Genomic DNA, 12,630 nt, shown 5'->3' with positions numbered 1-12,630 from the left:
ATGCGACAAATTCTGCAGGATCTCGGCTCGGGCACGACCAATATCATGGAGGCCCCGTGCGTGGCGGCCAGTCCGGGCACGATCGTTTCCACGACGCGGGCCACGCTGATCTCCGCCGGCACCGAACGCATGCTGGTGGACTTCGGCCGCGCCTCGCTGCTGGCCAAGGCGCGGCAGCAGCCGGAAAAGGTCAAGATGGTGCTCAACAAGATTGCCACCGATGGCCTGTCCACCACGCTCAGCGCGGTCCGCGCGAAGCTGAACCAGCCGATTCCGCTGGGCTACTGCAACGTCGGCACGGTGCACGCCGTGGGGGCGGGCGTGGAGGGTTTCAAGGTCGGCGACCGGGTCGTGTCGAACGGCTCGCACGCCGATGTGGTGCGCGTGCCCCGCAATCTCTGTGCGCGCATTCCGGACGAGGTCGACGACGAATCCGCCGTCTTCACCGTCGTCGCGGCCATCGGGCTGCAGGGCATCCGCCTGGCCGAACCCACGCTGGGCGAGGCCTTCGTCGTGACCGGCGTGGGCCTGATCGGCCTGCTGGCCGTGCAACTGCTGCGTGCCCACGGCTGCCGCGTGCTGGCCATCGATTTCGACTCGGAGAAGCTGAAGCTGGCCGCGCAGTTCGGGGCGGAAACCTGCAATCCGGGCCTGCGCGAGGATCCGGTCGCGGCCGGGCTGGCGTTCAGCCGCGGACGGGGCGTGGACGGCGTCATCATCACGGCATCCACCGCGTCGAGCGAGCCGGTGACCCAGGCCGCGCAGATGTGCCGCAAGCGCGGCCGCATCGTGCTGGTGGGCGTGACGGGGCTGGAGCTGAATCGGGCGGACTTCTACGAGAAGGAGCTGTCGTTCCAGGTGTCGTGCTCGTACGGGCCGGGCCGCTACGACCCGACGTATGAGGAGCAGGGCCGGGACTATCCGCTGGGCTTCGTGCGCTGGACCGAGCAGCGCAATTTCGAGGCGGTGCTCGACATGCTGGCCGACCGCCGACTCGACGTGCGCCCGCTGATCACGCACCGCATTCCCTTCGACGAGGCGCCGCGCGCGTATGACCTGCTGAGCAGCGACAAGTCCGCGCTGGGCATCGTGCTGGAGTACAAGGCGCCGCCACCGAGCACGTTCGCGCGCCGGCTGGCGCTGATCGATGCGCCGCCGGTGTTCGATGCCGCGCAGCCGGTCTGTGCCTTCATCGGCGCCGGCAACTACGCCTCGCGGGTGCTGATGCCGGCGTTCAGGAAGGCCGGCGCGCAGCTGCACAGCGTGGTGACCTCCGGTGGCGTGAGCGGCGTCATCCACGGCAAGCCGCAGGGCTTTTCCGAGGCTTCGACGGATGTCGACGAGGTGCTGCGCGACCCGAGCGTCAACCTGATCGCCGTGGCCACCCGCCACAGCTCGCACGCTTCCCTGGTGATCAAGGCACTGCGCGCGCAGAAGCATGTGTTCGTCGAAAAGCCATTGGCGCTGACGCTGGAAGAGGTCACCGAGGTGAGATCCGCCTACACGTCGGCGCATGCGACCGGCCATGCCGCGCACCTGATGGTGGGCTTCAACCGGCGCTTCGCCCCGCAGGTGGCCAAGATGAAGGCGCTGCTGTCGCAGTTGAACGAACCGAAGTCGTTCATCATGACCATGAATGCCGGGGCCATTCCGGCCCAGCACTGGACGCAGGACCTCGCCAGCGGCGGCGGCCGCATTATCGGCGAGGCCTGCCACTTCATCGATCTGATGCGCTTCCTGGCGGATTCGGAGATCGTCTCGGTGCAGGCACGGCGCATGGGCGACCATGAAGCGGTGGCGGTGACCGAAGACAAGGCGAGCATCACGCTGGGCTTCGCCGACGGCTCGTTCGGGACCATCCACTATTTCGCGAACGGCAGCAGTGCCTTCCCGAAGGAGCGCGTGGAGGTGTTCTGCGGGGGCCGCGTGCTGCAGCTGGACAACTTCCGCAAGCTCCGGGGGTACGGCTGGCCGGGCTTCCGCGCCATGAACCTGTGGCGGCAGGACAAGGGGCAGGATGCCTGCGCCGCGGCATTCCTGCGCGCGCTCGAGGGGGGCGCCGCGACGCCCATTCCGTCCGCCGAGATCTTCGAGGTGGCGCGCATCAGCGTCCTGGCAGCCAAGCAGCTGCGTGAACAATGAAGCGCCCCCCGTTTGTCCTGGCACGCACCGCGTTCGCGCTCGGCTTGCCGAGCCTGGCGCGGGCCCTGCGCTATCGCATCGGCGTGAAGCTCGGCCTCAATCCGGTGCGCCGGCTGCGGGCCGAGATCCCCGCCGGCGCCTTCTTCTCCGAGAGCCGGATCAAGGCCGCGCCCGAGGGGCTGGTCGGCCATGCCGTGGAAGAGACCGTCGCGGTGCGCTATTTCGGCTGGTACCAGCCCGCGCAGCACGCGGAGCCGGACTGGCACCGCAATCCGTTCAACGGCGCGCGGGTCAACGAGCCCTCGCAGCCATGGTGGCAGATCGCCGATTTCGACCCCGCCGTGGGCGACATCAAGGCGATTTGGGAGGCGTCGCGCTTCGACTGGGTCCTGGTCCTGGCGCAGCAGGCGGTGCGCGGCCGGCCCCAGGCCATGACCCAGCTCAATGCGTGGCTGACGTCCTGGGCGCGGGCCAATCCGCCGTATCTCGGTCCCAACTGGAAGTGCGGGCAGGAAGCGGCGATCCGCGTCATGCACCTGGCGATGGCCGCGCTGGTGCTGGGGCAGCACTTCTCGGCGGCGCCCGCGCTGATGGCGCTGGTCCGCACGCACCTGCAGCGCATCGCGCCGACCCTGGGCTACGCCATCGCCCAGGACAATAACCACGGCACTTCGGAGGCTGCCGCGCTGTTCATCGGCGGGAGCTGGCTGGCGGCGCAGGGCGACCCGGACGGCCGCCGGTGGCACCAGGCCGGCAGCCACTGGCTGGAGAACCGGGCGCGCAAGCTGATCGCCGACGACGGCAGCTTCAGCCAGCATTCGGTCATGTATCACCGGCTCATGCTCGATACCTATTCCATGGCCGAAGTGTGGCGCCGGCACTGGAGTCTGCCGGCGTTTTCCGCGCAATTGCAGGCCCGGCTGGGGGGGGCGAGCAACTGGCTGTACCAGATGATCGACCGCACCACCGGCGATGCGCCCAATCTCGGCGCCAACGACGGCGCGCGCCTGCTGCCGCTGACCGCCACCGATCACCGCGACTTCCGCCCCTCGGTCCAGCTTGCCTGCGCGCTGTTCCAGCGTGCCGACGCCTTCGGCTGGGATGGCGAGTGGAGCGATGCCCTGCGCTGGCTCGGCGTGCCGCGCCCCGAGCAGCGCGTGCCGCCGGCGCGCTCGACTCACATGGAGGCGGGCGGTTACGGGCTGCTGCGCTACGGCCGCGCCTTCGCGCTGTTCAACCTGCCGCACCATCGCCATCGTCCGAGTCAGGCGGATGCCCTGCATGTCGATTTCTGGCTCGGCGGCAAGAACCTGCTGCGCGATGCCGGCAGCTTCAGCTACGCGAGCGCGGAATCGGCCGGCTACTTCAGCGGCACCGCGAGCCACAACACGGTGCAGTTCGATCAGCGCGATCAGATGCCGCGCCTGAGCCGCTTCCTGTTCGGTGCCTGGCTCAAGGCACGCGATGTGGAGCCGGTCAAGCAGACGGCCGATGGCGTGACGTGCGCCGCGGGCTATCGCGACTGGCAGGGGGCCTCGCACCACCGCGCGCTCACGCTCGGCCGCAAGAGCCTGCGCGTGGTGGATCGCGTGGGCGGCTTCCGGCGCAGTGCGGTGCTGCGGTGGCGGCTGTGTCCGGGGGCACAGCTGTCGGGCAACGTCGTGCAGAGCGAGGCGGGCAACCTCACGGTCACGGCCGATGTGCCGATCCGGCGCATCGAGCTGACCAGCGGACGGGAGTCCCGCTACTACCTCCAGACGGAGCCGATTCCCGTGCTGGAGGTCGAGCTGGATCGTCCGGGCACGCTCACCACAGAGTTTCAATTCCTGCCATGAGAGTCCTCTATTTCCATCAGCATTTCTGCACGCCGCGCGGTGCCGCCGGCATCCGCTCCTACGAAATGGCGCGCCGGCTGGTGCATCACGGCCATGCGGTCACCATGGTGTGCGGTAGCTATGCCGGGGGCCATACCGGCCTGAGCGGGGATTTCCAGCGCGGGCGCCGGGAGGGCATGGTCGACGGCATCCGCGTGATCGAGTTCGATCTCGCGTATTCCAATGCCGACGGCTTCATGAAGCGGTCGGCCATGTTTCTTCGCTTCGCGCTGCGCAGCATCGGCCTGGCGCTGACCGAGCCCTATGACGTCCTGTTCGCGACCACCACGCCGCTGACGGCGGGCATTCCCGGCATCTTCGCGCGCTGGCTGCGCGGCAAGCCGTTCGTGTTCGAAGTGCGGGACCTGTGGCCGGAACTGCCGCGCGCCATGGGCGTGATCCGTAACCGCGCGGTGCTGCGGGCGCTGGACTGGCTGGAGTGGGCTTCCTACCGCTCCGCCAATCGGCTGATCGGCCTGTCGCCCGGCATCGTCGAAGGCATTGCCAGGCGCGGCGTGCCGCACGAGCGTATCGCCAGCGTGCCGAACGGCTGCGACCTGGGCATCTTCTCCAGCCCCGCCGAGCCGTGGCGGCCGGAGGGCGTGGACGCCGGCCACCTGATGGCCGTGTTCGCCGGTACGCACGGCGTGGCCAACGGGCTCGATGCCGTGCTCGATGCGGCGGCGGTGCTCAAGCAGCGCCGCCGCGACGATATCCGCCTGGTCCTGATCGGCCAGGGGAAATGCAAGCCGGCCCTGGTCGCGCGGGGGCGCAGCCTGGCGCTCGACAACGTGGTGTTCCACGACCCGGTCAACAAGGCACGGATGGCCGGCCTGCTGGCCTCGGCGGACCTGGGCCTGCAGATCCTCGCCGATGTGCCGGCGTTCTACTACGGCACTTCGCCCAACAAGTTCTTCGACTACATCGCCGCGGGCCTGCCGGTCTTGAACAACTATCCGGGCTGGCTGGCGGAGCTGATCACCGGACACGGCTGCGGCTTCGCGGTGCCGCCGGGCGATCCGGCCGCATTCGCCGACGCACTGGAGCAGGCCGCGGACCATCGCGATCGCCTCGCGGAAATGGGCGCGCAAGCCCAAGCGCTGGCCGCCAGCCAGTTCGACCGCGAGCGCCTGGCCGACCGCTTCGTCGAATGGCTGGCGGGCGCGCTCGACGGCAAGCACGTCCAGGTGAGGACCAGCGATGCGGGCTGACGTTCGGCTGCTGTCTTGCAGGGGGGAAAGGCCATGCTGAAGCGGATCTTCGATATCGTGGTGGCGAGCCTGGTGCTGGTGCTGCTCGCGCCGGTGCTGGTGGTGGTCTATTGGCGGGTGCGCACGCGCCTCGGGTCGCCGGCCCTGTTCACGCAGCTGCGCCCCGGCCGGGCGGGGCGTCCGTTCCGCATGATCAAGTTCCGCACCATGACGGACGCGCGCGCCGCGGACGGCACGCTGCTGTCCGACGCCGAGCGCCTGACCCCGCTGGGCCAGATGCTGCGCGCGAGCAGCCTCGACGAGCTTCCCGAGCTCTGGAACGTCATCCGCGGCGACATGAGCCTGGTCGGCCCGCGTCCGCTGCTGATGGACTACCTGCCGCTCTACACGCCCTCGCAGGCGCGGCGGCACGAGGTGCGCCCGGGTATCACCGGCTGGGCGCAGGTCAACGGGCGCAATGCGCTGTCGTGGGAACAGAAGTTCGCGCTCGATGTCTGGTACGTGGATCACCGCTCGTTCTGGCTGGACCTGAGGATCCTGGGCATGACGGTGCGCAAGGTGCTCCGGCGTGACGGCATCAGCGCGGCGGGGGAGGCGACCATGACAAAGTTTACCGGCAGTGATGAAGTTCAACGCAGAGGATGAGCAATGACATTGATCGGGGTCTACGGAGCCAGCGGATTCGGCAGAGAGGTGATGCCGCTGGTGCGGGAGCAGATGCGTGCAGCGGGGCAGCCGTGCGAGGTCGTCTTCGTCGATGACGGCGCGGACGGCAGCGGCAGCAACGGGCACCGCGTGCTGACCTATCCGCAGTTCCTGGCCGAGCCCGCCGCCGACAAGCGGCTGTGTTTTGCGATCGCCAACAGCCAGGTCCGCGAAAAGCTGGCAACGCGTGCCGTCGGCGACGGCATCGCGTGCATGGAGGTGCGCGGGGCCAACGCCGTCGTGCTGGACGCCGTGGAAATCGGCGCCGGCGCGGTGCTCTGTCCGTTCGTGACGCTGACCAGCAATATCCGGATTGGCAAACACTTCCACGCCAACATCTATGCGTACGTGGCGCACGATTGCGTGATCGGCGACTACGTCACGTTCGCGCCCGGGGCCAAGTGCAACGGCAACGTCGTCATCGAGGACCACGCCTATGTCGGCACGGGCGCGGTGCTCAAGCAGGGCAAGCCGGGCGCGCCGCTGGTCATCGGCAAGGGGGCCGTGGTCGGCATGGGCGCGGTGGTGACCCGCGATGTGCCCGCCGGCGCGACGGTCGTCGGCAATCCCGCGCGCTCTCTCGTCAAATAGCAACAGGAGTCATGCCGATGCTCGATACCGGATTCTCCCCCTGGCCCAGCTTCAGTCCCGAGGAAGCCGCGGCGGTCGGCGCCGTGCTGGCCTCCAACCGCGTCAACTACTGGACCGGCAATGCGTGCCGTGCCTTCGAGCGCGAATTCGCCGAATGGGTGGGCGCGGCGCACGCGGTGGCGCTGGCCAACGGAACGCTGGCGCTGGATGTCGCCCTCAAGGCGCTGGAGATCGGCCCCGGCGACGAGGTGGTCGTCACGCCGCGGACGTTCCTGGCGTCGGCGTCCAGCATTGTGCTGGCGGGCGCGACGCCGATCTTCGCCGACGTGGACCCTGACAGCCAGAACATCACCGCCGACACCATCCGGGCGGTGCTGACGCCGCGTACCAAGGCCGTGATCTGCGTGCATCTCGCCGGCTGGCCCTGCGACATGGACCCCATTATGGCGCTCGCGCGCACGCACGGCCTGGCGGTGATCGAAGACTGCGCCCAGGCGCACGGCGCGCTCTACAAGGGGCGCGCCGTCGGCACCATCGGCGATGTCGGCGCCTGGTCGTTCTGCCAGGACAAGATCATGACCACCGGGGGCGAGGGCGGCATGGTGACCACCAACCGCCGCGACCTGTGGGAGCGGATGTGGTCATACAAGGATCACGGCAAATCGTGGGAAGCCGTCTATGAGCGCAAGCACCCGGTCGGCTTCCGCTGGGTGCACGAGTCGTTCGGCACCAACTGGCGGATGATGGAAATGCAGGCCGCCATCGGCCGCATCCAGCTCGAGCGCATGCCCGAGTGGAGCCGCCTGCGCCGGGCCAATGCATCGGTGCTCGCCGAGGCGCTGTCGACGTGCGCCTCGGTGCGGGTGCCCCGGCCGCCGTCCGACATCAGCCACGCCTGGTACAAGTTCTACGCCTTCGTCGAGCCGCAGCACCTCGAGCCGGGGTGGACGCGCGACCGCATCCTGGCCGAGATCAATGCTGCCGGCGTGCCCTGCTATGCGGGAACGTGCTCGGAGGTCTACCTGGAAAAGGCGTTCGAGCATACCGGCTGGCGCCCCGAGCGGCGGCTGCCCGTCGCGCAGCGGCTCGGTGAGACGAGCCTGATGTGGCTGGTGCATCCGACGCTGACCGAAGCGGAGATGGCCCGCGCGGCGGAGGTGTCCCGCTCCGTCCTGACGATGGCGGCGCGGAGGGCCGCGGCGTGACCCCGCCTGCGGGACGAACGCCCGGTGGGGCAGGCCCCGCCGGGCGGCCTGGGTCTCGCGTGACCCAGGATGGCGACGGCGCGTGACTGCGGCACTCTGTTCACGCATCGTCGCCTTCGGCGACAGCACCGGGATGCTCCCGCTGGCCGCCGTGATCGGCCTGATCCTGTTCGGGGCCGGATACCGCTTGCGCGCACTGGCCTGGCTGGCCAGTTTCGGCGCGGGCGTGCTGCTGATCCTGGTCGGCAAGATGGCGTTCGATCTCGGCGGGCTCCATCTCTCCGCGCTCGGCCTCTACAGCGTCAGCGGCCATGCCATGCTGACGACGGCGGTCTATCCCATGCTGCTGATGCTGCTCGGCGCCTCCCTCGGGGAGCGTGCCGCCCGTTATGGCGCGGCACTGGGCTTCGTGCTGGCGGCTGCGTTGGCCACGACCTTGATCGCCTGCGACTACCATACGCTCGTCGAAACCCTGATCGGCGGCGCCATCGGCCTGTTCATTGCCTGGTACAACCTGCGCGTCCCGGTCCGGCTTGAGTTGCGCCGGCTGGGCGGGCTTCTGCTCGTGATGCTGCCGCTCTGCCTGGCCGTGCCGGCGATCCTGCATGGACGGGCCCGGCCGATCAAGGAAGCGATGTGGCAGGGGCTCGCCCACCGGTTGGGCGCAACCTACTCGTACCGGCGCGACATTGAGACCGATCCGCTGAGTGGCCGGCAGCAGATCAAGCTGATCGAGCGGAGAAAATCCTGGTAGCGCGGCGCGAAAAAAAGGCCAGCATTGAACTGCACCCCAAAAGTTGGACATCTGTTCAACCTTTGGGGTGTTTTTCATGGCGAAGTATGAAGAGGCGTTCAAGCGCCAAGTAGTTCAGGAGTATTTGAGGGGGGCCGTTGGGACCGCAGGGCTGAGCCAGAAGTACGGGATAGGCCGTTCTGTGATCCGGCGCTGGATCAACGCGTGGCAGCGCCATGGGAAATCCGGACTACGCAAGAAGCATGAAGCGTATAGCGCCGAGTTCAAGCTGACGGTGCTGCAGCGCATGTGGCGCGACGAGTTGTCCTATCAGCAAGTCAGCGCTGTGTTCGATTTGCGTGAGGCTGGCGGCGTCAGCCGCTGGGACCGCCAGTATCATGAGGGCGGTTTCGACGCCCTACAGCCGCGCCGCAAAGGCGGGGCACCCATCATGTCCCAGTCCAAGCAAGATCCCCAACCCGCTGCGCAGCCGGCTCAAGACGAGCGCTCGCGCGAGGATTTGCTCAAAGAGAACGAGTGTTTGCGCGCGGAGGTGGCGTACCTAAAAAAGTTAGATGCCCTGCTGCGTGCCAAACAGCAGCAGGCACCAAAGAAAAAGCGCAAGTCGTGAGTGCGCTGCGTGAGCGGCATTCATTGTCGAGCTTGCTCAAGGCCGCGAATCTCGCACGCAGCACGTACTACTACCAGATGGCGACAAGCCAGGCAGAGGATCGTCACGGCGCGCTCAAGGAGCGCATTCAGCACATCTATGCCCAGCACAAGGGCCGATATGGCTACCGCCGGATCACGGCGACGCTCCGTCGGGCAGGGACGTTGGTGAATCACAAGACCGTACAGCGATTGATGTCGGCGCTACAGTTGAAGTCACTCGTGCGGCCGAAGAAATACCGCTCTTACCGCGGGCAAGTCGGGCGGGTTGCTCCCAATCTGCTACAGCGCGAGTTTGAGGCGAGCAAGCCGAACGAGAAGTGGGTAACGGACGTGACGGAGTTCAACGTCGGCGGCAAAAAGCTGTACCTGTCGCCCGTCCTGGACCTGTACAACGGAGAGATCGTCGCCTGGCAAACCAGTGAACGACCTGATTACACGCTGATCCGGGAGATGCTCGACAAGGCGTTGCGCAAGCTGCGCCCGTGCGAGACGCCGATGCTGCATTCGGATCAAGGCTGGCCGTATCAAATGGCAGCGTATCGTCGCAAACTGGCCGCGCGAGGCCTGCGCCAGAGCATGTCCCGCAAAGGCAACTGCCTAGACAATGCGGCAATGGAAAGCTTCTTCGGCACACTCAAGTCAGAGTGCTTCCGGTTAGAGCGCTTCGCGGACATCGACCAACTGCGACGCGCCATTGCCGAATACATCCGGTACTACAATCACGAGCGCATCAAGATCAAGCTAAAAGGGCTGAGCCCTGTGCAATACAGGACTCAGCCCTTGGCCGCCTAAATTACCCGTCCAACTTTACGGGGTCAGTTCACATCAGCTGGCCTCTGCGGTGGCGGTATCCAGCGCGGCTTGCGCATCGCCGCGCCCGAGCATATTGAAGGGGCGGGGCAGCGGCAGCAGCGGGCGCTCCGCTGGTACGGCCACCGGCTTGCGGCCATCCAGCGAGGAATACGGCGCGTATTCGGGCACGATGGCCTGCACCTGTTCGCGGATCCGCAGCGCGTCGCCGCTTTCGCACGCGGCGAACAACCCGGTCAGCAAACGTTTCAATTCCGGCTCGAGAACGAAATGCTCGTGCGAACACATGATGCGCGGGTGCGTGCTGGGCGTGACGTCGGTGCCGATCAGCAGCTCTTCGTAGAGCTTCTCGCCGGGGCGCAGGCCGACAACCTTGATCTCGATGTCGCCGCCCGGATTGTCGGCGGTCTTCTCCTGCAGGCCCGACATTTCGACCATGGCGCGGGCCAGGTCGGCGATCCGTACAGGCTTGCCCATGTCCAGCACGAACACTTCGCCGCCTTCGGCCATGGCCCCGGCCTGGATGACCAGCTGGGCGGCCTCCGGAATCAGCATGAAGTAGCGGACGGCTTCGGCATGCGTCACCGTGATCGGGCCGCCGCGCTCGATCTGGCGCCGGAACAGCGGCACCACCGAGCCGGACGAGCCCAGCACGTTGCCGAAGCGCACCATGGCGAAGGTGGTGCGGGTATTCGCCCGCGCGGCGGCGGCCTGGAAGACCAGTTCGGACATGCGCTTGCTGGCGCCCATGATGTTGGTCGGCCGCACCGCCTTGTCGGTGGACACCAGCACGCAGGTCTGCACGCCATACGTGCTCGAGACCTCGGCTACCGTGAGCGCACCCAGCACATTGTTGCGGATGCCCTCGGCCATGTTCGATTCCACCAGCGGAACGTGCTTGTACGCCGCCGCGTGGTAGACCGTATCGACGCCGTGATCGCTCACCGCGGCAGTGACCGCCTTCACATCGCAGACCGAGCCGATATGTGCCGCCAGTTGCAGGTCGGGGAAGCTCTGGCGCAGTTCCTGCTCGATCGTGTACAGCGCGAATTCGGAATGATCGAGCATCACCAGCTTGCGCGGGCGCTGGGTGGCGATCTGGCGGCAAATCTCGCTGCCGATGGAGCCGCCGGCGCCCGTCACCAAGACCACCCGCCTATAGATGCACTTGGAGAAGAGCGCCTTGTTGGGCGGAACGGGGTCGCGTCCGAGCAGATCCTCGATGCGGATCTCGCGGATCGACTGCGCCGTGATCCGTCCATCCACCAACTCGAGCAGGGTCGGCAGCGTACGCACCTTGACCGGAAACCGGCGCAGGCTCTCGAGCACCTTGCGGCGGCTCTCCGGTGAGGCGGACGGAATGGCCAGCACGATCTCATCGAGGCACAGCCTGCCGATCTGCTCGGTGATCCTGTCCACGCCATAGACCGGCAGGCCACCGACGGTGGTGTTGTTGAGCGTGCCGTCGTGATCGAAGAAGCAAAGCACCTTGTGGCCCGCACTCGCGTGCATCGCCTGCGCCAGCTGGGCGCCCGCTTCACCGGCGCCGAGGATGGCCAGGCGCGTCAGGTTGCCCCGGTTCTTGTGGTACAGCGACGTGCGCAGCAGCGTGCGCGCCAGGAAGCGCGAAATCACCACGTACGAGAACGCGATGAACCAGTAGATCAGCAGCCCCGTTCGGGGCAGGTATTCCTGCTGGATGGAAAGGGAAACGAAATAGGTGAGCGCGATCAGGGTGGCCAGGCTGATGCCGGACAGCCACAGCACCTTGATATCGATGTAGCGCACCACGGTGCGATAGAGGCCGCTCAGATACAGCACCGGAATGGTCAGCGCGGCGATGGTGAGCGGCGGCAACGCGCCGTACTGGATCAGCAGTTCCGCGTCGCCTCGTCGCAGCAGCAGCGCCAGCGAAAAGCACAGCGGCAGGACGATCACGTCGGTCGCCACCATCAGAAGCACTTTGCTCCGGCGTGGCAATACCAGCAAGCGGCGAATGAGTGTGGAGGTCATTTTTTATGCCCCATTTCCAATAGCGGCATCATCAAGTCATCGGCAGGCGTGCCGAATCAATCAAACCGAGAGAGAAAGGAAAGCGCTGGCATAAAGGGCGGTGTCTAAAAGAAACCTGCTGCTTCTTCACGCTGGCCAACCTCCGATTCATGTGCATTGATAATGTGTTCGCCAGTACGCCGTCGGTACCCTGCGGGAGAAGGGAAAACGCAAATGTCAATGAATCCCCTCTAAATTGGGGATTCGTTTTTGTTTGTAGAAAATACTCAGGCCAATGAAGCTGGAATGGCTGGATAGCCGGGAAATACTCGTCAAATCTGCTGCTGCGCAGCATTTCGTAAGAATTGATGCAGTATTCCTGAGGTTTAGGCCATTCTTTGGTGTTGGCACCCTCTTCTATGTGCTAGCGGCTCCCCCCGAGGGGGCGAGGCCGGCTGCGCAACATTACACACTCGCCGTGATATTAAAAAATCTTGATTCTCTTTTAGCGGGATTTCAGGCGGTTTTTGTGGAAAAGGGGTCTGGCGAGCGGGCATCATGTGCCCTATCTGTGTAGTGTCCCTGTTGTCGCAAGGGTTCAATAATGATATTTCGGGGGATTTTGTGGAGATTTTAGCGATGCTTTAAGGGGCCTCGCTGGCTGGACCGTAATCGGGCGCGTGCGCCCGGGGGCG

Annotated in this window: 9 protein-coding genes; 8 read left to right on the top strand and 1 reads right to left on the bottom strand. The window is 66.3% G+C overall.

Annotated features, from left to right (window positions below; translation table 11 throughout):
* The 8 genes from GO999_RS19075 (at position 1) to GO999_RS19040 (ending at position 9,925) form a co-directional block, all read left to right on the top strand.
* A complete protein-coding gene (locus GO999_RS19075; RefSeq protein ID WP_011004301.1) occupies positions 1-2,142 on the top strand; it encodes a bi-domain-containing oxidoreductase in 2,142 nt (713 codons plus the stop codon).
* On the top strand, positions 2,139-3,977 hold the full coding sequence (locus tag GO999_RS19070) for a heparinase II/III family protein (protein WP_011004300.1): 1,839 nt from the start codon (positions 2,139-2,141) through the stop codon (positions 3,975-3,977). The genes GO999_RS19075 and GO999_RS19070 overlap by 4 nt, the downstream gene beginning before the upstream one ends.
* Positions 3,974-5,227, top strand: coding sequence for a glycosyltransferase family 4 protein (locus tag GO999_RS19065; protein ID WP_118872696.1), 1,254 nt, complete (start codon positions 3,974-3,976; stop codon positions 5,225-5,227). The genes GO999_RS19070 and GO999_RS19065 overlap by 4 nt, the downstream gene beginning before the upstream one ends.
* Positions 5,228-5,260: 33 nt before the next feature.
* Complete coding sequence (locus GO999_RS19060) at positions 5,261-5,872, top strand: sugar transferase (RefSeq protein ID WP_011004298.1); 612 nt, start codon at positions 5,261-5,263, stop codon at positions 5,870-5,872.
* Between the two features lie 3 nt (positions 5,873-5,875).
* Positions 5,876-6,523, top strand: coding sequence for an acetyltransferase (locus GO999_RS19055; protein WP_211907116.1), 648 nt, complete (start codon positions 5,876-5,878; stop codon positions 6,521-6,523).
* Between the two features lie 17 nt (positions 6,524-6,540).
* Positions 6,541-7,728 carry a DegT/DnrJ/EryC1/StrS family aminotransferase gene (locus tag GO999_RS19050; RefSeq protein ID WP_028854397.1) on the top strand — a complete coding sequence of 396 codons (1,188 nt, stop codon included), beginning with the start codon at positions 6,541-6,543 and terminating at the stop codon, positions 7,726-7,728.
* Positions 7,729-7,810: 82 nt separating this feature from the next.
* Positions 7,811-8,482, top strand: coding sequence for a membrane protein (locus GO999_RS19045; protein ID WP_020371946.1), 672 nt, complete (start codon positions 7,811-7,813; stop codon positions 8,480-8,482).
* A 76-nt stretch (positions 8,483-8,558) separates the two neighbouring features.
* A protein-coding gene (locus tag GO999_RS19040) for an IS3 family transposase (protein ID WP_089190850.1) occupies positions 8,559-9,925 on the top strand; the annotation gives its coding sequence in 2 pieces (ribosomal slippage) (positions 8,559-9,033 and positions 9,033-9,925; 1,368 coding nt in all).
* Between the two features lie 33 nt (positions 9,926-9,958).
* Here GO999_RS19040 and GO999_RS19035 read toward each other — a convergent pair.
* Complete coding sequence (locus GO999_RS19035) at positions 9,959-11,956, bottom strand: polysaccharide biosynthesis protein (protein ID WP_028861744.1); 1,998 nt, start codon at positions 11,954-11,956, stop codon at positions 9,959-9,961.
* Positions 11,957-12,630 lie beyond the last annotated feature (674 nt).

Origin of the sequence: Ralstonia nicotianae (assembly GCF_018243235.1) — a bacterium.
GTDB lineage: Bacteria > Pseudomonadota > Gammaproteobacteria > Burkholderiales > Burkholderiaceae > Ralstonia > Ralstonia nicotianae.
Note: the sequence above shows the minus strand (reverse complement) of the source record. Positions and strands in the feature narration are given on the sequence as shown.

Excerpts from the sequence above, each read along its gene's own strand:
- GO999_RS19070 (WP_011004300.1), top strand. The coding sequence starts at position 2,139 with ATGAAGCGCCCCCCGTTTGTCCTGGCACGCACCGCGTTCGCGCTCGGC.
- GO999_RS19050 (WP_028854397.1), top strand. The coding sequence starts at position 6,541 with ATGCTCGATACCGGATTCTCCCCCTGGCCCAGCTTCAGTCCCGAGGAA.
- GO999_RS19075 (WP_011004301.1), top strand. The coding sequence starts at position 1 with ATGCGACAAATTCTGCAGGATCTCGGCTCGGGCACGACCAATATCATG.
- GO999_RS19065 (WP_118872696.1), top strand. The coding sequence starts at position 3,974 with ATGAGAGTCCTCTATTTCCATCAGCATTTCTGCACGCCGCGCGGTGCC.
- GO999_RS19060 (WP_011004298.1), top strand. The coding sequence starts at position 5,261 with ATGCTGAAGCGGATCTTCGATATCGTGGTGGCGAGCCTGGTGCTGGTG.
- GO999_RS19035 (WP_028861744.1), bottom strand. The coding sequence starts at position 11,956 with ATGACCTCCACACTCATTCGCCGCTTGCTGGTATTGCCACGCCGGAGC.
- GO999_RS19055 (WP_211907116.1), top strand. The coding sequence starts at position 5,876 with ATGACATTGATCGGGGTCTACGGAGCCAGCGGATTCGGCAGAGAGGTG.